At 37.6% G+C, this 22,004-nt stretch carries 12 protein-coding genes; all 12 read left to right on the forward strand.

Annotated features, from left to right (window positions below; all coding sequences use genetic code 11):
• Nucleotides 1-374: 374 nt before the first annotated feature.
• Nucleotides 375-3,620, forward strand: a complete 3,246-nt coding sequence (locus DUT69_RS18040; RefSeq protein WP_240186758.1) for a SusC/RagA family TonB-linked outer membrane protein — start codon at nt 375-377, stop codon at nt 3,618-3,620.
• Nucleotides 3,621-3,647: 27 nt separating this feature from the next.
• Nucleotides 3,648-5,618: a RagB/SusD family nutrient uptake outer membrane protein gene (locus tag DUT69_RS18045; protein ID WP_240186759.1), complete on the forward strand. Its 1,971-nt coding sequence runs from the start codon at nt 3,648-3,650 to the stop codon at nt 5,616-5,618.
• Nucleotides 5,619-5,641: 23 nt separating this feature from the next.
• Nucleotides 5,642-6,838, forward strand: coding sequence for a DUF5000 domain-containing lipoprotein (locus DUT69_RS18050; protein WP_162796355.1), 1,197 nt, complete (start codon nt 5,642-5,644; stop codon nt 6,836-6,838).
• A gap of 26 nt (nt 6,839-6,864) precedes the next feature.
• Entirely contained in the window at nt 6,865-8,094 is a 1,230-nt protein-coding gene (locus DUT69_RS18055; protein ID WP_162796356.1) for a DUF4998 domain-containing protein, read from the forward strand.
• A 114-nt stretch (nt 8,095-8,208) separates the two neighbouring features.
• On the forward strand, nt 8,209-9,438 hold the full coding sequence (locus DUT69_RS18060; RefSeq protein ID WP_113654679.1) for a hypothetical protein: 1,230 nt from the start codon (nt 8,209-8,211) through the stop codon (nt 9,436-9,438).
• A 24-nt stretch (nt 9,439-9,462) separates the two neighbouring features.
• On the forward strand, nt 9,463-12,588 hold the full coding sequence (locus DUT69_RS18065; protein WP_113654680.1) for a glycoside hydrolase family 2 TIM barrel-domain containing protein: 3,126 nt from the start codon (nt 9,463-9,465) through the stop codon (nt 12,586-12,588).
• Between the two features lie 12 nt (nt 12,589-12,600).
• The gene (locus tag DUT69_RS18070) at nt 12,601-13,773 is read left to right on the forward strand and encodes a galactokinase (protein WP_113654681.1); all 1,173 of its coding nucleotides are present in this window, start codon (nt 12,601-12,603) and stop codon (nt 13,771-13,773) included.
• 94 nt (nt 13,774-13,867) lie between these two features.
• Nucleotides 13,868-14,734 (forward strand): glycoside hydrolase family 16 protein, encoded by an 867-nt coding sequence (locus DUT69_RS18075; protein ID WP_113654682.1) that lies wholly within the window; start codon nt 13,868-13,870, stop codon nt 14,732-14,734.
• 4 nt (nt 14,735-14,738) lie between these two features.
• Nucleotides 14,739-16,667, forward strand: a complete 1,929-nt coding sequence (locus DUT69_RS18080; RefSeq protein ID WP_113654683.1) for a glycoside hydrolase family 97 protein — start codon at nt 14,739-14,741, stop codon at nt 16,665-16,667.
• 112 nt (nt 16,668-16,779) lie between these two features.
• Nucleotides 16,780-18,672: a rhamnogalacturonan lyase gene (locus DUT69_RS18085; RefSeq protein WP_205314302.1), complete on the forward strand. Its 1,893-nt coding sequence runs from the start codon at nt 16,780-16,782 to the stop codon at nt 18,670-18,672.
• On the forward strand, nt 18,669-19,436 hold the full coding sequence (locus tag DUT69_RS18090) for a rhamnogalacturonan acetylesterase (RefSeq protein ID WP_113654684.1): 768 nt from the start codon (nt 18,669-18,671) through the stop codon (nt 19,434-19,436). The genes DUT69_RS18085 and DUT69_RS18090 overlap by 4 nt, the downstream gene beginning before the upstream one ends.
• Nucleotides 19,437-19,535: 99 nt before the next feature.
• Nucleotides 19,536-21,992, forward strand: coding sequence for a beta-galactosidase GalB (gene galB / locus DUT69_RS18095; RefSeq protein ID WP_113654685.1), 2,457 nt, complete (start codon nt 19,536-19,538; stop codon nt 21,990-21,992).
• Nucleotides 21,993-22,004 lie beyond the last annotated feature (12 nt).

Here is a 22,004-nt window from a genome sequence, read left to right on the forward strand (position 1 = left end):
TAATTAGAGAATAAACGCAAGCTAGCTAACCAAATAACCAAATATATATGAACAGATTTCTTATCTGCCAACTGGCGAACCTACGCAGATGGCTTGACCGAACCAAACACTTCGATTTAGTGCCAACTCCAATTATAATTAGTAGAAATATTTTTAATAAACATCGCTAAACAATATTTTTTTGCTGTTTTTTTTAAATGTTAAAATAACGTTTAAAATAGAGCTTTAGAATAATGCTAAACAAACAATTACAAAACACATTGTTTTAAAAAAAGTTTTAATCGATTTCAAAAAAAATAAAAAGCGAATTAAACCAGCGCAATTGAATTTTGGAGGCGGTTCTAAATCAACAAATCAACAAACAAACTTAAATTATGAAGAGAAAATTACAAGATGTATTGTGTTGCTCCTCAATGGATAGCCTTAAATCTGCATTTAAGGTTTTTATCTATTTTGTGTTGCTCACAGGGAGCATTAATGCTTTTGCACAAACAGAGGTTACCGTAAAAGGAGTTGTACGGGACTCCATCGGCGGTTTGCCAGGCGCAGGTATTAAAGTATCTGGTACTAATAGGGGTACTTCTACAGATGGAGACGGTAATTACACCATCAAATTACCAAGATCTGGCAGATTGCTCTTTACAGCAATTGGTTTTAAACCGAAATCTCTGGCAGTAGCCGACTACACACCAAATGCGCAGGGCGTTTACATTATCAATGCTTTGTTAGATAGTGATGTTGGCGCACTAGACGAAGTTGCTATTGTGGGTTTTGGTACACAGAAAAAAGCAAGTATGATTAGTTCTATTACTACCATTAATCCTAAAGAACTGAAAGGACCAACGAGTAATTTAACTACCATGATGCAAGGACGTGTAGCCGGTATGATTGCTTATCAGCGAACAGGAGAGCCGGGTGCAGATAATGCGCAGTTCTTTATTCGTGGCTTAGGTACCTTTGGTACGGGTAAACAAGATCCATTGATTTTGATTGATGGTGCGGAGTCTACTCAAAATGACATGGCTCGTCTGCAACCAGATGATATTGCTTCATTTAGTGTTTTAAAGGATGCGAGTGCTTCAGCAGTATATGGTGCACGTGGAGCTAATGGTGTGGTATTAATTACTACAAAATCTGGTGAAGCTGGTGTTACAAAGTTCACCATAAGATCTGAGACCGCTGCATCTTCAAATACTAAGAATTTTCAATTTGCCGATAACATTACATATATGAAAATGGCAAACGAAGCTGCATTAACAAGAAATCCTCAAGCTGCTTTGCCGTATCTACAAACTAAAATTGATGCAACAGCGAGAGGTGATAATCCTTTATTGTATCCAAGTAACAATTGGATTCAACAATTGGTAAAGGACTATACTATAAACACACGTAATAACTTAAGTGTTGAAGGCGGTGGTGAAAATGCAAGGTATTATGTTTCCGGAACGTATAATATTGATAACGGAGTTTTAAAAGTTGATGGACTTAGCAATTTTAATAATAATGTTAAGTTGAAGAACTATAACGTACGTTCAAATGTAGATTTAAATCTTACGAAAACCACTTTTGCGTCAATTAGGGTATTTGGCCAATTTGATGATTACACTGGACCGCTTTTAGGTGGACTCGATGGCAATGGCAATCCGATCGGTGGCGGTCAAAGAGTTTTTAACCAAGCTGTTTGGTCTAACCCGGTATTATTTCCTTCTGTATATCCTTCAAGCTTATCACCATTTGCCACACATACCTTGTTTGGTAGTGCTATCACTCCGAATAACGGCTTGTATATAAATCCTTATGCTGAAATGGTTAAAGGTTATTCAGAATACAACTCATCTACATTGCAAACACAACTTGAGTTGAAACAAGATTTGGGTAAATTGGTTAAAGGCTTAAATGCCCGTATGATGGCTTATGCTAGAAGGTACTCTTATTTTGATGTATCTCGTAGCTACAATCCATTTTATTACTTGGGCGTTGAGCAGCCAGATGGAAGTACTGGTGTCCAAGTTTTAAATCCGGGTGGACAAGGGTCAATTGGTGCTACAGGAACAGAATATCTAGGTTATTCTGAAGGTGCAAAAAGACTAAACTCTACATTCTACGCAGAATTTGCCTTAAATTATAATCGCACATTCGGAAATAAACATGCGGTTAGCGGGATGTTGATTACTACTTTACGTAATTATTTATCGGGTAACGCGGGTAGTTTGCAATTATCGTTACCAGCACGTAATCAAGGTTTATCAGGTAGAGCAACTTATGGTTACGATGATAAATATTTGTTAGAGTTGAACTTCGGGTACAACGGATCTGAGCGTTTTGCGCAAAACAACCGTTTTGGTTTCTTTCCAACTATTGGTTTAGGTTACGTAGTTTCTAACGAGGAGTTCTTTAAACCACTAACAAAGGTCGTTAATTCTTTAAAACTTAGAGCAACTTATGGTTTAGCAGGTAATGATCAAATTGGTAGAAGCCAGGATCGTTTCTTCTACATGTCTGAAGTTAATATGAATGATGGGAATTACGGTGCTACTTTCGGAGAACTATGGGGCTACAATAAAGCTGGTGTTCTGGTTTCTCGCTACGCAAATCCTCTAATTACTTGGGAAGAGTCGAAACAATTGAATTTGGGATTGGATATTAGATTTTTGGATGCATTGGATATCAATATTGACGTCTACAGAAACACGAGATCTAACATTTTAACTGGCCGTACATTTATTCCTGAGACTATGGGTTTACAAGCAGCGGTTAATGCTAATACTAACAAAGCGCAAAACGAGGGTGTAGATTTTGCGGCAGTATACAACAAATCATTCGGTAGTGGCTGGTCAGCTCAATTAAGAGGAAACTTTACCTATGCAAAAAGTAAAATTTTAATTAATGATGAACCAAGTTTTCCAGCAAGTGAATACTATCGTACAAGAGTAGGTCATCCCACGACACAGCGTTTTGGGTTAATTGCCGAGCGTTTATTTGTTGATGATAATGAGGCTAAAAATGCGCCCCCACAATTTGATGGTACGGCGGGCTTAACTTATGGAGGTGGCGATATAAAATACCGTGATGTAAATGGTGACGGTATTATTAACGATCAGGACATTGTACCTATCGGTTTGCCAACTTCACCTGAAATTATTTACGGATTTGGCGGTACTATCGGTTACAAAAGCTTTGATTTTAGCTTTTTCTTCCAAGGCTCGGGTCGTTCTTCTTTCTTTATCAACTCAGAAAACATAGCTCCATTTGTTTTAAATGGCGGTAGCCAAAACGGGTTACTATCGGCTATTTCAGAAAGTTACTGGTCTGAAGAAAACAGAAATATCTATGCGCTGTGGCCCCGTTTGAGCCCTAATTTTGTACCTAACAATAATAGAGAATCAACTTGGTGGATGAGAAATGGTAATTTTTTAAGATTAAGAAGTGTCGAGTTGGGTTACAATGCTTCTCAAAGCATCAACAAAAAAATCGGATTCAGAGGACTGCGTATTTATTTAAGTGCTACCAATTTAGGTTACATCAGTAGTTTTAATACTTGGGATCCTGAAATGGGGGGCAATGGTTTAGGCTATCCTATTCAGGGTACCTATAATCTAGGTGTTAGAGCAACATTTTAATTAGGTATTGATTAAGAAAGAAATAAAATGAAAATTAAAAATATAACAATCAATAAGATTAAGGGAAGTGTTAAAGGCATGATTATAACTTCATGTTTTGCTGCAACCTTGTTCAGCTTGTCGGCATGTAAAAAGTATTTGGATATTGTACCAGATAACGTTGCTACCATAGACAATGCGTTTACAATGAGAACGGAAGCAGAGAAGTATTTATTTACTTGTTATTCTTTTCTTCCAAAAGATGGAGATCCGTTTTTTAATGTAGGCATGCTTTCTGGCGATGAACTTTGGGTACCTACACAAGAATGGGATTTTGTATCCTACGCTTGGAGAAGTGCGAGAGGTGGTCAAAACGCAGCTCAGCCTTTCATGAATGCATGGGTAGGTAATTATCACGGTGGGGGTCCTGGTGATAGATATGGCTTATGGAAAGGTATTAGAAACTGCAATATTTTTTTAGAGAATGTTAAAGATGAAAGCAAGGTACGTGATTTAAGACCAGATGAGCGTGCTCGTTGGATTGCAGAAGTAACTTTCCTAAAAGCATATTACCACTATTATTTATTACGCATGTATGGTCCAATTCCACTGGTGGATACAAATATTGATGTGAGTGCTACCGAAGATAATGTTCGTATCAAAAGAATGCCTTTTGATGAATGTGTAACTTATATTTCTAATTTATTAGATCAAGCTACGCCTAACTTGCCAAATATCATTACCGATAGAACAACTGAACTGGGAAGAATTACCAAACCAGTTGCACTTGCTATTAAGGCTAAACTGTTGTTAATGGCGGCAAGTCCGTTATTTAATGGTAATTCAGATTATACAAGTTTTAAAGATCATGATGGTGTAAGTTTATTCCCTGCTGCTTTTAGTGCAGATAAATGGAAATTAGCAGCAGATGCAGCCAAGGTTGCTATTGATGCAGCCGAAGGAGCTGGCTCTAAATTGTACGTGTTTCCAGGTTCTACTTTTAAACTATCCGACACCACAAATTTGCAGTTAACTTTAAGAAGTGCTATTACAGAACGTTGGAACGAAGAGCACATTTGGGCAAATCCTAATACCAATACAGACTTTTTGCAACGTACAGCTATGCCTAAATTAGCGAATGGTGGTGCAAGTGGAGATGCGAGGATGCAGTTGGCAGCACCATTGAAGATTGCTGAAATGTTTTATACTAGCAATGGCGTACCAATTACAGAAGACAAACTATTGAATTTTGCAAATAAATATACGCTAAGAACTGCGCTTAAGAAGGAAAGATTTTTTATTAAAGAAGGACATGAAACTGCTCGATTAAATTTTGATAGAGAGCCACGTTTTTACGCAGATTTAAGCTTTGATGGTGGCGTTTGGTACAAATATGATAGTCCGAGTAACTCTGATGAAAATACTTGGGTTGTTGAGGGTAAGTTTACGCAAATGGCAGGAGCTACACACGTAGGTTATTATAACGAAACAGGTTATTACTTGAAAAAAGTGGTGGATTGGAATATGACCAACAGCACAAATGGTGTTTCTTATCGCAACTATCCGTGGCCACAAATTCGTTTGGCAGATTTATATTTAATGTATGCTGAAGCTGTAAACGAGAGCCAAGGACCAGTTAATGACGTTTATGAATATTTAGATAGAGTTAGAAGACGTGCTGGACTTAAAGGCGTAATCGAGTCTTGGAATTTATATTCTAATAATCCGAGCAAACCAACTACAAAAGATGGACTAAGGGAAATCGTTCATCAAGAAAGGTTGATTGAAATGGCATTTGAAGGTAGCCGTTATTGGGATTTAAAACGTTGGAAAAAAGCAGCGGAAGCATTAAATCAACCGATCACAGGATGGAGCGTATTTCAGGCTAATACCGCAGATTATTATAGGCCACGAACAATTTTTACGCAAAATTTTGTTGCGCCTAGAGATTATTTAGCTCCAATCAGAAATTATGATATTACTGTTAATCCAAAACTGGTTCAAAACCCAGGATGGTAAGTTTAACCACTAAATTTTCAGATATGAAAACAATTAGAATTAATTTATCCTTAATGATTGCTGCAATAGCAATCTTAGTTGGAGGGTGCCAGGCCGACAAACTAGAACCACTCGAAAAAAATACCAGTGCGCCAGGACCTGTGTCGAACGTACAGTATACCGCTGGGCCAGGTAATGCTACATTAACCTATGCATTACCTTCTGATAACGATTTGTTATATGTAAAGGCTGTTTATTCACTTGCTAACGGCAAAGTAATGGAAGTGAAAGCATCCTATTACGGAAATACCTTAAAAGTTGAGGGTTTTGGTGATACAGAAGAACATGAAGTTAAGCTGTACGCAGTTAATAGAAGCGAAGTAGAATCTGCGCCTGTTTCTATAAAAGTAAGACCGTTAGAAAACCCGATTTGGGGTGTATTTAGAAGTATGAAAGCACTTGCAGATTTTGGAGGAATAAGGTTTACTGCAAAAAATCCAGCCGAAGCGGATTTAGCAATTGAAATTTTAACAGAAGATAGCAAAGGTAGAATGGTGCCAACTTCAAAAAATATCTACACATCTACAATTGATATTGATCAGGCTATTAGAGGATACGATCCAGTATCTAGAAAGTTTGCAATTACAATTAGAGATAGATGGTTAAATTATAGCGATACGCTCTTTACTACACTTGTGCCTTTGTATGAAGCGCCAATACCAAAGTCTGGTTATAGAGCAGTTACTTTGCCAAGTGACGTTGCTTTAAATACTTCTACATCAATCGCTGGTATGTGGGATGGCGATACCAACGGTTGGCCCCGTGTTTTAATGACTAGTTCTGCGGTATTAACGCCGCAATGGATAACTTTTGATATTGGAAAGCTGTCTTCACTAAGTCGTATTGTGATTTGGGATTATCCTGAGTATTTAAGCATACGTACTTATTTCTATGGTGGTAACTTAAATGAATTCGAAATTTGGGGTACAGATAATCCTCCAACCGATGGTAGTTTTAACAATTGGACAAAATTGGGGACTTTTAAATCTAAAAAACCATCGGGAGCGGCTTATGGTACTAACACTACCGAAGATGTAGCGGCAGGGGCTGCAGGTTTAAACTATACGTTTGATGCTGGTATCCCTAAAGTAAGATATCTACGTATTAAAAATAATAAAAACTGGCAGGGAACGACATTTATGTCTATAGGTGAAATTCAAGTTTATGGCGACCCAAGATAATGTTTAACGCGAAAATGAATATTGACATGAAAAATAATATCAAAAAATTAACTAAGCATATAAAATTTGCGGGCTTAGCTCTGTTTTTCGTTAGCATCTTAGCTTCTTGTGCTAAAATGGACGATTACAAAAACTTCATCGGTGACGGGGAAATTTCTTACACCGGAAAATTGGATTCAGTTAAAATTAATTCTGGTAGATACAGGGTAGTTTTAAATGGCTTGTTCTTAGCAGACCCTAAAGTTAAAAAGTGCGTAGTGTATTGGAATAACAAAGCAGATTCTGTGGTTATTCCGGTTACAAGAACTGCTAATGTTGACACTTTAAAATTAAGTATTACCAATATTAAAGAAGGTGTACAGAATTTTATCATTTACACTTATGACGATAAGGGCAATAAGTCGATTCCAGTTTATAAAACAGGAAGGGTTTATGGCGATCGATATCAAGCCACCTTATCAAACAGAGGTATTAATGGTGCTTTTACTAGCGAAACCAATGTCACCACCATCGAATGGGGAGGCATGGATAGAGTTAGTGGTGTATTCGCAACCGAATTAATCTACATAGATAACTCTAATGTAGAAAAAAAAGTAAGAATTCCGATAGATGTTAATAATTATACCGTTCCAAATTTTAAAGAGAAAGGTACGATTAAATATCGTACGTTATTTTTGCCAGATACGATGAGTGTTGATACATTCTATACAGAATATACCAGCATGTATATTCCTAAGTTTAGTAAGGTTGATATTACGGCAACTTACCTTAAAAATGTTGGTCCTGGTATTGTTGCTTCATCAATGAGCGGTACAAGATGGGGTATTCTACGTGACTGGGTTACAAGTGCTTCTGTAAAAAATGCAAGTGGTACTGTAGGTGGTTTTGAGAACAAATCTGGTGGAGTAATTTCTTTAGAAGCAGGTTGGGGTTTACCAAACGTTACAGATGGCAAAATTTACCAAACTATAACTTTGCCTGAAGGTAACTACCGTTTCGAAATTGTAATGACAGATTTCAATACCGGTGGTTCACGCTATTTAGCTGTAGCTGAAGGCACAACGTTACCAAACGTAGCAAACATAACTAGTCAAAGCATTGCATTTTCAAATTTAGAAAGCAAGATGCTAAACTTTACGCTAGATGCTAACAAGCAAGTTTCTTTGGGATTTGCAGCAACACTAACCGGTAGCGGAAGTACAGGTATGTACGCTAAAATACCTTCTGTTAAATTGTACAGAATTAATTATCTATAATACTATAATACGCCCTCTCAACAACCTACAGGAGCTTCCGTTCTTGTAGGTTGTTTTTATAATTCAAAAACGCTCAAAAACACGAGTATTATCTGAACCAAATTAATCGTACTCATGAAAATCAATCCCCTTATCGTTATTTTACTAGCAACTTTTTTTGTTAGCTGTGAGAAAGCAACGAAAACTGCTGAACCAATTACGCCTCCTGTCGTAACTACAGGTACCGTACCAACCGTACAAACTGCCGAAGTGACAAATGTTACCACCATAACCGCAAAAAGTGGAGGTATTACTACCGAAAATGGCGGTAGCTCTATAACCGAAAGAGGTATTGTTGTAGGTCTTGTTACCAAACCAACTACCGCAGATATTAAATTTGGTACAACCAGCGTAACAGGTGCTGGAGATTTCATCTCGGAAATTACAGGCTTAAAAGCCAATACAAAATATTTTTTAAGAGCTTTTGCTACCAATAAAACCGGTACAGGTTATGGTAACGAAATTACTTTTACCACCACTGCTATAGGTAATGCTAGTTTTAACTTTACACCAATGTTTATTGTGGGTGCAACGGTAGCGGCTGCGGATATCGAAATTACTAATGATGGGGGTGATGCTGTAACCGAACGTGGATTAGTTTATGGTCTTGCCCAAAATCCGACAACAGCTGATACTAAGATTAAACACGGTGCCAATGGCACAGGTAAATACAGATTGATGCTAAAAGGATTGTTAGACAAGACTGGATATCATGTTAGGGCTTACGCTGTTAACGCAAAAGGCACCAGCTATAGCAATGATGTTACTTTTAGAACCATCCCGAAAGGAAAAATAACTTATACCTTTAACAAAGCAACTAATCCGTCGAATTCTGAGTTGGAAGCTTATGCAAGATTGCAAATTGCAGTAGATAGTGCAGCTTGGTATCTATCAAATTTTAGTTCTGCAACTAAGCATGTTTGGTTAAACTATGTTGATGGTGTGCCTACTGCAGATGCCAATAACGAAGGTTGGATGCGTTTTGGTACAAACAGTGGTTTCCAAAATATTAGAACCATGTTGCACGAAATGAACCATACCTTAGGCACAGGTACAAGCAGTTGGTGGAATAGCAAAATTGTTGGTGGCAAATTCCAAGGTCAGCACACGAATGAGCTTTTGCAAAAAATTCAGAAAAGTGCTGTAGCGGTGCAACTAAGTGGCGACACACAACACTGGTGGCCTTATGGTTTAAACCAAAACTCAGAAGTTACTTCTAGTTGGGATTATGTTTACAACTGTATCCTAATTGAGGCTATGCGTAAAGATGGATTAACACAATATAGTGGTGCTTACATCCCTTAATAAATAATAAAACACAACACACAAATGAACCTTAAAAACCTAATTCCACAAACTTTAATTGCGTTAATGTTGGCAGTGCCGGCAATGGCGCAAAATAACGATTGGGAAAATCCGCGATTGGTAGACGTGGGCAAAGAAAAACCACATGTTACTTTTGTACTTTTTAACAACCAGAAAGATGCTATTTTAGATGATTATAGCAAATCTGAAAATTTTAAATCCTTAAACGGAAGTTGGAAATTCAACTATGTTGATCAGCATAAAGATAGACCAACAAATTTTTTTAGCACTAGTTTTAACGATGGCGGTTGGGCCAACTTAAACGTGCCTTCTAATTGGGAGTTAAACGGTTTTGGTATTCCTATCTATACCAATATCGCTTATCCGCATCCAACTACGCCACCTTTCATCGGACCAAATAATCCGGTTGGTACTTATCGTAAAACATTTACGGTGCCACAAAATTGGGACAATAAGGAAGTAATGTTGCACTTCGGCTCTATTTCTGGTTGCGCATTTATTTACGTTAACGGGAACAAGGTTGGTATGACTAAAGCTTCTAAAACGCCAAGCGAATTTGATATTACCAAACACTTAAAAACTGGCGAAAATCAAATTGCAGTACAGGTTTACCGTTGGCACGATGGTAGTTACTTAGAAGATCAGGATTTTTGGCGCCTAAGCGGTATCGAACGCGATGTATACCTTTATGCTTTGCCAAAACTATCCCTTTGGGATTATTTCTTAAAAGGAGATTTAGATGCAAAATATACCGATGGGTTATTTAGCGCTGCCGTAGATGTTAGGAAATTTACCGGCAACGATATTAAAGCAGGTAAAGTTTCTGTTAGTTTGTTTGATAAACAAGGGAAATCAGTTTATTCTAAAGAGCAGGCATTTTCTGTAGGGGCAGATACCATTCAAACTATAAATTTCGCAAGCACCATTAAAAACCCTCTAAAATGGACTGGCGAAACACCTAATTTATACAACTGCGTTATCACTTTAAAGGATGAGAAAGGCAAAGTTTTAGGTGTTACCAATACAAAAGTTGGATTTAGAAAAGTGGAGATTAAAAATGCTAGGTTATTGGTAAATGGAGTTAAAATTTCGGTACACGGAGTTAACCGTCATGAACACGATGATGTTACTGGCCATTACACTACAAAAGAACTGATGTTGAAAGACATTAAATTAATGAAACAATTTAACATCAATGCAGTACGATTATCTCACTATCCAAACGATCCGCTTTTTTATAAACTATGTGACGAATACGGTCTGTATTTGGTAGATGAAGCTAACATAGAAACACATGGTTTAGGCGCAGAGTTTCAGGCTTGGTTTGATAAAAGTAAGCACCCAGCTTATTTGCCAGAATGGGCTCCAGCTCACGTAGATCGTACAGTTCGTATGGTAGAACGCGATAAAAACCACCCTTCGATTATTATCTGGTCTTTAGGTAACGAGTGCGGCAATGGCCAGGTATTTCATGATAATTATAAATGGATTAAAAACCGAGACAACACCAGACCAGTTCAGTTTGAGCAAGCTGGAGAAGATTGGAATACAGACATCGTTTGCCCAATGTACCCAAGTATCGGAAGTATGAAAAGATACGCTGCGGATACCACAAAAACACGCCCTTACATTATGTGCGAGTATTCTCACGCAATGGGTAATAGCAACGGTAACTTTAAAGAGTATTTTGATATCATCAGAAACAGTAAAAACATGCAAGGTGGTTTTATTTGGGACTGGGTAGATCAAGGCATTAAAACAAAAGATTTGAACGGCAAAGAATTTTGGGCCTACGGAGGCGATTTAGGTGGTTTCTATTGGCAAAATGACGAAAATGGCGTAGCCGATGGAATGGTAAGTTCAGATCGTACACCAGATCCAGGTGCTTATGAGGTGAAACAAATCTATCAAAACGTATGGATTACTGATAAAGCAGTATCTAGAGGATTAGTTACCATAGAAAATAATTACGATTTTACTAACCTAAGCGAGTACAATTTTAAATGGATTTTATTCAGAAATGGTGTTCAAATTAAAGAAGGAATTCTTCCGGTACAGTTGGCACCACACCAGAAAAAAGATTTCCAATTAAATTTACCAATGTTTAAAGCAGAAGCTGGATCTGAGTTTTACTTAAACTTCTCGGTAACTACCAAAAATCCTTCCGCAAGCTTAGATGCGGGTTTTGAAGTTGCAAAAGAACAGTTTAAATACGCTGGCGATTACTTTGCGAAAGAGCTTAAAACAGACACTAAATTAGTGGTTAAAAAAGAGAACAATAAAATCAGTTTTACTGCCGGAAATGTAAAAGGAGAGTTTGATACTAAAAACGCAAGATTTACAAATTACTTTAACGGTAGCAACAGGTTTACAAATTTCTTAGAACCCTACTTCTGGAGAGCACCAACCGATAACGATTTTGGTAACGATATGCCAGGTAAATTAGGGGTATGGAAATCAGCACATTTAAATAAGCAGTTAAAAAATGTAAAAGTTGGCGAACAAACTGCAGCAGGCTTAGCAATTAATGTTAGCTGGTTATTGGGCAATATCAACGTGCCTTATGAGATAACTTACCTAATCCAAAATGATGGTTCTGTTAAAGTAACTGGAGCTATGGATTTTACTAATACACAATTGCCAGAGCTGCCAAGATTCGGTATGAGAACAACCTTATCTAATTGGTATACAGATTTAAGCTATTATGGCAGAGGTCCGCACGAGAATTATATAGACAGAAACCACGGTTCGTTTTTAGGAATTTATAGCGATAAAGTGGCAAATCAATATTATAAAGGTTATATTCGTCCTCAAGAAAGTGGTAATAAAACCGATGTACGTTGGTTAACATTAACCAACAATCAGGGTATGGGTGTAAAAATTGAAGGCGCACAAGCCTTAGGTTTTACGGCCATCAACCATAGTGTTGAAGATCTAGACCCGGGACTAACCAAAAAACAACAACATCCAACGGATTTGCCTCCGAGAAACCAGGTTTTCTTGTCGGTTGATTTGAAACAACGCGGTGTTGGTGGCGACGATAGCTGGGGTTCATTACCGCATGCACAATATCGTTTGATGGATAAAAAATATAGCTATAGCTATACAGTGAGTTTAATTGGCCAGTAGAGGCAGAAGCATATGAATACGAATAACATACAAGAAAAGTTTAACCTAATGTTCGGCAAAGCACCTTCGCTTTACCGTTCTCCAGGACGAATAAACATTATAGGTGAGCATACAGATTATAACGAAGGATTTGTACTTCCTGCAGCTATTGATAAAGCAGTTTATGTAGCTATTTCAAAAAGAGATGACCAACAAGTTCATCTGCACGCAACTAAATATGACGAAACGTTTCAATTCGATTTGTCGGATATTAAGCCAACAGAAAAACAATGGCCTAATTATATTTTAGGTGTAGTTGCCGAAATCCAAAAGAAAAACCTAAAGATTGGAGGCTTTAACCTGATGTTTGAAGGCGACATTCCTGGCGGTGCTGGTCTTTCTTCGTCTGCAGCTATCGAGTGTTCTGTAGCGTTCGCCTTAAACGAACAATTTTCTTTAGGTATAGATAAAATGACTTTAGTACATATAGCACAAAAAGCAGAGCATAACTTTGCTGGTGTAATGTGCGGTATTATGGATCAGTTTGCTTCGGTATTTGGTAAAAAAGACCATGCAATTATGCTCGATTGCAAAACATTGGAGTATAAATATGTGCCTATTAATCTACCGGGATATACTTTTGTGTTGTTTAATACCAACGTAAAACATAATCTAGCATCATCTGCTTATAACGATAGAAGAGCATCTTGCTTTAAAGGTGTAGAGTGGGTTAAAGAACATCATCCAGAAGTTAATAGCTTAAGAGACGTAACCATCGCTATGCTAGATGAACATGTTAAGGCTAAAGACCAAGATGTTTATGTAAAGTGTAAGTTTATTGTTGAAGAAATTGAGCGTTTACAGTTAGCTTGTATTGATTTAGAAGTTAATGATTTGGTTTCTTTGGGCAAACGTATGTTAGAAACGCATGAGGGTTTAAGCAAAGCTTACGAGGTAAGTTGCGAAGAGTTGGATTATTTGGTAGACCAAGTTAAAGATAACTCTAATGTTTTAGGTGCCCGAATGATGGGTGGCGGATTTGGCGGTTGTACCATTAATTTGGTTAAAGAAGAAGCTGTAGAAGAACTTACAGCCACACTTACTAAAAGCTATACCGAAAAGTTCGATTTAGAACTTACATCTTACATTGTAAAAATAGAGAATGGTTCTGAAACGGTAAAACTACCAGAACTACAGTCTAGTTAAAAATTAATTTTATTTAAGAAACAATACTCGCAAACACAGATTTTTTAAGCTAAAATCTGTGTTTGTTATATAATGTGGTCTCAACTTATAACAGATGAAGAAAATTACAACTATACTTTTTACATTTTACAGTTTGATCTCTTTTGCACAAATTGATACTAAAGCGGGTTCTGCCGTAGAAGAGAAAGAATATGCAAAGCTCGGTTACAAATTGGTTTGGGCCGATGAATTTAATAAAGATGGCAAAGTAGATTCTGCCAAATGGAAATTTGAGAAAGGTTTTGTAAGAAACCAGGAGTTACAATGGTACCAAGAAGATAATGCCTGGCAAGAGAACGGCGTGCTGGTAATTGAGGCTAGAAAAGAAAACAAACCTAATCCTAAATACAAAGAAGATAGCAAACATTGGGCAAACAGTAGAAAAAACATCGAATACAGTTCGGCAAGTATAAATACCGGCGGTAAACACAGTTGGCAGTATGGTAGGTTTGTAATGCGAGGCAAAATAGATATCAGTGATGGTCTTTGGCCAGCATGGTGGACACTGGGTGTAAAAAACCAATGGCCGTCAAACGGCGAGATAGACATTATGGAATACTATAAAAAGAAACTTTTGGCAAACATCGCCATTGGCACAAATAAACAATACAACGCCCATTGGTTTAGCAATACAAAAGACATTAATGAATTAGGCGGTAAAGAATGGGCATCTAAATTCCACATTTGGCGCATGGATTGGGACGAAGAAGCAATCTCGCTTTATGTAGACGATGTTTTATTAAACAAAGTTGAAATGAGCAAACTTAACAACAGAGATGCCAAAGGCGATAATCCGTTTAAACAGCCACATTACATGCTGTTAGATTTAGCTATGGGCGGGTTAAATGGTGGCGAGTTAAACGATACGAAATTCCCAAATCGTTACGAAGTGGACTATGTAAGAGTATATCAGAAAAAATAATATAATGAGAACAAAACTAATTTTAGCCGTATTAGCCGTGCTGTTTTCTGTTAGGATAACAAATGGCCAAACCCAAAACATTTCTAGCCCTAACAAACAGTTATTGGTCGAGTTATTTAACAATCCTGATGGCACCTTAAGCTACTCGGTAAAACGCAAAGGAAAACTTGTTCTGGCAAGTTCAGATTTAGGCTTAACTACCAACACAACTTCTTTTAAAAGCATTGCTTTCGTGAGTGCATCAAAAATTACTGCAGTAAGCGATAAGTATAGCCTGCTTCACGGAAAAAAGGCCAATGTTATTTACAAAGCCAACAAAAGGACTTTCACTTATGCCAATGAAGCCAAAAAGAAAATCGATATTGTTTTTCAGGTTTCCGACGATGCGGTTGCCTTTAAATATCTATTGGCAGATCAAGCTGGTTTAGGTAAAGAAATTGCCGACGAGCTAACCACATTTAACTTTCCTGAAAAAACCAAAACTTGGTTGCAACCTATGCAGGTTTCTAAAACCGGATGGGAGCAAACCAACCCGGCTTACGAAGAACATTATAATGTAGCTGTAGATGTGGCAAAAGTTATAGATTATAAAACTGGATGGGTTTATCCGGCACTTTACCAAACAGAAAATACTTATAGTTTAGTTACCGAAGCTGGATTAGACGGAACTTATTGCGCTACAAGATTACTTTCTTCGCCAAGCAAACCGGGCAACTTTAAAATTGGTTTTCCAGACCCAAGAGAAATTTTTCCGGGCAAAGCTTTATTGCCTCAAATTACGTTTCCTTTTGCATCGCCTTGGCGTGTAATTGCCATAGGCGATTTAAAAACTGTGGTAGAATCTACCGCCGGAACCGATTTGGCTAAGCCATCTCAACTAAAAGATTTAAGTTATATTAAACCAGGTAATTCTTCATGGAGTTGGATAAACTCTAAAGACGATTTTATAATTTATAAAGAGCAGAAAAAATACATTGATTTTGCTGCCGATATGAATTGGCAATATTGCTTAATAGATGTTAACTGGGATAAAAATATCGGTTACGAAAAAATGAAAGAGCTAGCCGATTATGCAAAAACTAAAAATGTTGGTTTATTACTTTGGTACAATTCTGCAGGTGATTGGAACACCGTAAAATATACGCCTAAAAACTTGTTAACTACGCAGCAAAGTCGCGTTAAAGAGTTTGCTCGTTTACAAGAAATGGGTATTAAAGGTGTTAAAATCGATTTCTTTGGTGGCGATGGACAATCCGTTATTCAATATTACGTCGATATTTTAAATGATGCTGCAAATGCTGGTTTAATGGTCAACTTCCACGGTGCAACGTTACCAAGAGGCTGGGCAAGAACTTATCCAAATTTGTTAACGGCTGAAGCTGTTCGTGGTTACGAAAATGTAACTTTTACGCAAAAAGATGCAGATAAGGAAGCAGAGTTTTGTACCGTTTTGCCTTACGCACGTAATGCATTCGATCCGATGGATTATACACCGATGAACCTGTACAAAAACCCATCAAATGTACAGCGTAAAACCAGCGGTGCTTTTCAATTAGCACTTTCTGTTTTGTTTACTTCCGGTCTGCAACATTTCGCCGAATCTCCAGAAGGAATGGCAAAAATACCGGAAAATGTACAAGCTTATGTTAAATCAATCCCTACAAAATGGGATGATGTTAAATTTATTGATGGCATACCCGGCGAATTTGCTGTTATTGCCAGAAAAGCAGGTGGCAAGTGGTATGTTGGTGGTATAACTAACAAATCTGCTCAGAAAATCAATCTAAATTTAGCACAGTTTGCGGGTAAAAATGCAACCCTGTATTTAGACGGAAAAGAAAAATATACTTGGGATGTTAAAGCTATTCCGGCGAAAGAAAATCTGAATTTTACCATAGAGCCGTCTTCGGGTTTCGTAGTGGTAGTTGAGTAAATATTATTATAACAGATCAATTTGCTAGGCTCAGGATATCAAAATTTAAAAACCTGAGCCTATTTAATTTTCAGTAAGTAACCAATAATCATTTAATTAAAAAACAACGTTGATGCAGAAAAAAATCTACTTTATGTTCACGCTACTTTTAGCTGTTTTTGGTGCTTTTGCCCAAAGGCAAATGGAGTTTTTAGATAGAGGTTTAGTTGCTATCGCAAATGGTAAAGACGTTGCGATTAGCTGGCGTTCTTTAGTTACAGACGCAGAAAAAACTGCGTTTAATGTTTATCGAACTACGGATGGAAAAACTGTAAAACTAAATCAACAACCACTTATTGAAGCAACATTTTTTAATGATGCTAAGGTAGATCAGACTAAAAAACAGATTTATTTTGTAAAAACGGTTTTAGCTGGTAAGGAAAAAGAAAAGAGCAAAGGGTTTGTTGTAGCAGCTAATTCAAAACCTTATTTATCTATCAAACTACAAACGCCAAATGGTTACTCTCCAAATGATGCTTCAGTTGCAGACTTAGATGGCGACGGAGAATACGAAATCGTGCTCCATCAAGTTGGAAGATCAAAAGACAACAGTCAATCTGGGGTTACAGATCCGCCAATTTTTCAGGCTTATAAATTAGATGGAACTTTGTTATGGTCAATTAATCTTGGCAAAAACATTCGCGAAGGTGCGCATTACACGCAGTTTATGGTTTACGATTTCGACGGTGATGGGCGTGCGGAGATAGCCATGAAAACCGCCGACGGAACAATCGATGGAAAAGGAATAGCCATTGGCGATACCACCAAAGACTATAGAAATAGTGCTGGTTATATTTTAGCCGGACCAGAATATTTAACCATGTTTGATGGTTTGACAGGTGCCGCACTTTCTACGGTTAAATATAATCCGCCTAGGCATCCCGAGACAGAAAATCCAACTTCCGATCAATTGAAAAAACTTTGGGGCGATGGTTATGGTAATAGAATGGACCGCTTTTTAGGTGGCGTTGCCTACCTTAATGGTAAAACGCCTAGCTTAATTATGGCTCGCGGTTATTATACCAGAGCGGTTATTGCAGCTTGGAATTTTGTAAACAAAAAATTAGTTCCGGTTTGGGTTTTTGATAGCGAAGATGGTACGCCCGGCAACAAAGCTTACAGCGGACAAGGAAATCACAGTTTAACCGTAGCCGACGTTGATGGAGATGGAAAAGACGAAATTGTTTATGGTGCAATGACGATTGACGATAATGGTAAAGGATTGTATTCTACAGGAATTGGACACGGTGATGCCTTGCATGTTTCAGATTTAGATCCGAATAGGCCAGGTTTAGAAGTTTTTGACATTCAGGAACGTTTTGATGATGCTGGCGCAAGTTTTAGAGATGCTAAAACCGGAGAAGTGATTTGGAAAAAGCCATCGGTTAAAGCTGGTGATGATGGCGAAGGACCAGGCAGAGGTTTATCGTTGAATATCGATCCGAGGTATGACGGTGCAGAATCTTGGGTAGCAGGAGCTGGAATTACCGGGATATTCGACGTAAAGGGAAACAAAATTGCCAACAACACGCCTCCTTGCAATATGGGAATTTATTGGGATGGAGATTTGCTAAGCGAGATTTTAAATGGTACAAAAATAGATAAATGGGACTACCTTAACGAAAAAACAAAACTGCTTTTAAATACAGCAGACTTTAATTGTGCAAGTAATAATGGTACAAAAGCTACACCCACTTTGGTGGCAGATTTATTTGGCGATTGGCGTGAAGAAGTAATTTATAAAACAACTGATAACCAGGAGTTGAGGATTTTTACTACTGCAATTCCAACTAAGCACAAACTGTATAGCTTAATGCAAAACCCACAGTATAGGTTAAGTATTGCTTGGCAAAATGTGGCCTATAACCAACCGCCACATACAGATTATTACATGGATGAAACCATGAAAAAGCCTTCGTTACCAAATATCAAGATCGTAAATCCTACAAAAAACATTAAAAAATGAGTAATCTTAAATTAGTCGCTTTAACTGTCTTAGTTGCATTTTCTTTTATCGCTTTGCAGCAAAAACCTGTGGTTTATATTATTGGCGATTCTACAGTTAAAAATGGAACCGGAACGGCAGAAAATAGTCAGTGGGGTTGGGGAAGTGTAATTCAAAATCATTTCGACACAACAAAAGTAAGTGTAGAAAATCATGCAATTGGCGGCAGAAGTAGCCGTACGTTTATAAATGAGGGAAGATGGGACAAAATTTTAGCAAAGCTGAAAAAAGGCGATTACGTGTTAATCCAATTTGGACACAACGATGCCGGACCGTTAGACGACACCGCAAGAGCAAGGGGAAGTATTAGAGGAATCGGCGAAGAGAGCAAAGTGATTTTTAATCCGAAGCTAAAAATGCAGGAAGAGGTATTTACCTACGGACATTATTTGCGTAAATACATTGCAGATGCGAAGGCAAAAGGTGCAATTCCCATTATCTGTTCTCCAGTTGCCAGAAACGGCTGGAAAGACGGTAAAGTAAATGGGACTGACTATGCGGTTTGGGCAAAAGAGGTAGCCGATAAACAACAAGCTTTTTTCTTGCCATTGAATGAGATTATTAGAAAAAAATACGAAGAATTAGGCTCAGATAAGGTAAAGTTGTTCTTCCCAACCGATCAAACGCATACAAACAAGAATGGGGCAATTTTAAATGCTGCATTAGTAGCAAACGGTTTAAAAGAAGTGCCTAATTGCGATATTAAACAGTACTTACTGCCTTAATAACAAACTATATCATCGTAAATAAACCATTTGTTTACAGATATTAACGAGCTTTTGTTTTCGCTTTAAGTCGTGTTTTTTTAATAATACATTTGATTTATGACAACTTTATCGCATTTCAAAAGCTTGTTTTTTATTGCCATTATTTTGCTGTCGCAAGTAGCTTTAGCGCAAAACAGAACAACTTATACTTTAGAAAAAAATTGGAAGTTTAGCAAAGGAGACCATCTAGAAGCTATTGCTAACAATTTTAATGATAGCAAGTGGGAAACCGTTACTGTACCGCATGATTGGGCAATTAAAGGTCCTTTTGATGGGCAGAACGACAGCCAAAATGTGCAAATTGAACAGAATGGAGAAAAGCAGGCATCTGTTAAAACTGGTCGTACCGGCGGATTGCCTTTTGTAGGTAAAGGTTTTTACCGAAATACTTTTACGGCGCCGGCTTTTAAGAAAGGCAAAAAGGCTGTTGTACTTATAGATGGCGCAATGAGTTATCCGGTGGTTTACCTAAACGGTAAAAAAGTTGGACATTGGGCATACGGATACAACTCGTTTTCTATAGATGTTACCGACCAAATGGTAGAAGGTAAAAATACAATTGCAGTTAGTTTAGAGAATAAAAAAGAGGCTTCTAGATGGTATCCAGGCGCTGGACTTTATAGAAACGTTCACGTAATTATTACCGAAGATGTAAATGTGCCAGTTTGGGGAACTTACATTACCACGCCAGAAATTAATAAAGATTTTGCGAAAGTTAATATCAAAACAAAAATTGATTTTCCGGCAGGAAAGAAAGCAACTTTAAAGCTAAAAACAGAAATTAAAAATGCCAAAGGCGAAGTTGTCTCTACATTTACCTCGTTATTACCGCCTACAGATAGCGAATTTGAGCAGGTTTTGGTTGTTAAAAAGCCTGAACTTTGGTCGCCAGAAAAACCTAGTTTGTATTATGCACATTCGAAAGTTTATGAAGGCGAAGTTTTAAAAGATGAATATACCACTCGCTTTGGTATCAGAACCATAAAGTACGAAGCAGAGAAAGGCTTTTCGTTAAATGGAGAAATTCGCAAATTTAAAGGGGTTTGCAACCACCATGATTTAGGTCCGCTTGGCGCTGCGGTTAATGTAGCTGCATTACGTCGTCAACTAATAATGCTAAAAGATATGGGTTGCGATGCCATTCGTACTTCGCATAATATGCCTACACCAGAGTTGGTTCAGCTTTGCGATGAGTTGGGTTTTATGATGATGGTAGAATCTTTTGACGAGTGGAAAGCGCCGAAGGTTCGTAACGGCTACAGTCACTTATTCGACGAATGGGCGGAGAAAGACGTAATAAACATGATCCACGCAAACAGAAATAGTCCTTGCGTAATTATGTGGAGCATTGGCAATGAAGTTCCTGATCAATCTACCAAAAATGGAAACAAAATCTTAAAATTTTTACAGGATATCTGTCATCGCGAAGATCCAACTAGACCTGTAACCATTGGTATGGACAGAATTAAAGATGCGCTAGATAATAATTTCGCTTCTATTTTAGATGTTCCCGGATTTAATTATAAGCCACATTGGTACGAAAATGCTTACAGTCGTTTGCCACAAGGGTTTATATTAGGAACAGAAACAGCATCAACAGTAAGCTCCAGAGGTGTTTACAAGTTCCCGGTTGAGTTTGCAAAAATGAAAATGTACGATGATAACCAAAGTTCATCATACGATTTCGAATATTGTAACTGGTCGCAAATACCTGATGACGAATTTGCAAAACAAGACGATTTAAAATATGTAATTGGCGAATTTGTTTGGACCGGATTTGACTATTTAGGAGAACCAACTCCTTACGATGAGAAATGGCCATCGCATAGCTCATATTTTGGGATTATTGATCTAGCAGGAATTCCAAAAGACCGTTATTACTTATATCGTGCAAAATGGAATACAAATTCTCCGACCTTACATTTGGTGCCACATTGGACATTTCCGGGTAGAGAAGGACAGGTAACGCCAGTGTTTGCCTACACAAATTATCCTTCGGCCGAATTATTTATTAATGGAAAAAGCCAAGGCAAGCAAAGTAAAAACAATTCCTCTAATGCAAATCGCTATCGTTTAATGTGGAAAGATGTTAAATATGAAGCTGGCACTTTAAAAATTGTGGCCTACGATGAGAGTGGAAAAGCAGTTGCAGAACAAACTGTTAAAACTGCAGGTAAACCACATCATATTGTGTTAGAAACAGATCGTAAAACGCTAACAGCAGATGGTAAGGATTTGGCTTATATTACCGCAAGTGTGGTAGATAAAGATGGTAATTTATGTCCTGACGCTTCAGATTTACTTTCATTTAACGTTACCGGAGCAGGTTCTTACAAGGTAGTTGCCAACGGCGATCCAACCAGTTTAGAGTTGTTCCATTTACCACAAATGAAAGTTTTTAAAGGTAAATTGGTAGCCACTGTGCAAGCTACAGAAGTTGCAGGCAAAATAAATTTAAAAGTGAGTGGCAAAGGTTTAAAAACAGCCGATATTGCCATCGAAAATATTAAATAGTATTAAAGATGA

The organism is Pedobacter namyangjuensis (assembly GCF_003313325.1).
Taxonomy (GTDB): Bacteria; Bacteroidota; Bacteroidia; order Sphingobacteriales; family Sphingobacteriaceae; genus Pedobacter; species Pedobacter namyangjuensis.

What these genes read in the sequence shown, in the direction of transcription:
- DUT69_RS18040 (WP_240186758.1), top strand. Translation starts at nt 375, where the DNA reads ATGAAGAGAAAATTACAAGATGTATTGTGTTGCTCCTCAATGGATAGC.
- DUT69_RS18045 (WP_240186759.1), top strand. Translation starts at nt 3,648, where the DNA reads ATGAAAATTAAAAATATAACAATCAATAAGATTAAGGGAAGTGTTAAA.
- DUT69_RS18050 (WP_162796355.1), top strand. Translation starts at nt 5,642, where the DNA reads ATGAAAACAATTAGAATTAATTTATCCTTAATGATTGCTGCAATAGCA.
- DUT69_RS18055 (WP_162796356.1), top strand. Translation starts at nt 6,865, where the DNA reads ATGAAAAATAATATCAAAAAATTAACTAAGCATATAAAATTTGCGGGC.
- DUT69_RS18060 (WP_113654679.1), top strand. Translation starts at nt 8,209, where the DNA reads ATGAAAATCAATCCCCTTATCGTTATTTTACTAGCAACTTTTTTTGTT.
- DUT69_RS18065 (WP_113654680.1), top strand. Translation starts at nt 9,463, where the DNA reads ATGAACCTTAAAAACCTAATTCCACAAACTTTAATTGCGTTAATGTTG.
- DUT69_RS18070 (WP_113654681.1), top strand. Translation starts at nt 12,601, where the DNA reads ATGAATACGAATAACATACAAGAAAAGTTTAACCTAATGTTCGGCAAA.
- DUT69_RS18075 (WP_113654682.1), top strand. Translation starts at nt 13,868, where the DNA reads ATGAAGAAAATTACAACTATACTTTTTACATTTTACAGTTTGATCTCT.
- DUT69_RS18080 (WP_113654683.1), top strand. Translation starts at nt 14,739, where the DNA reads ATGAGAACAAAACTAATTTTAGCCGTATTAGCCGTGCTGTTTTCTGTT.
- DUT69_RS18085 (WP_205314302.1), top strand. Translation starts at nt 16,780, where the DNA reads ATGCAGAAAAAAATCTACTTTATGTTCACGCTACTTTTAGCTGTTTTT.
- DUT69_RS18090 (WP_113654684.1), top strand. Translation starts at nt 18,669, where the DNA reads ATGAGTAATCTTAAATTAGTCGCTTTAACTGTCTTAGTTGCATTTTCT.
- galB (WP_113654685.1), top strand. Translation starts at nt 19,536, where the DNA reads ATGACAACTTTATCGCATTTCAAAAGCTTGTTTTTTATTGCCATTATT.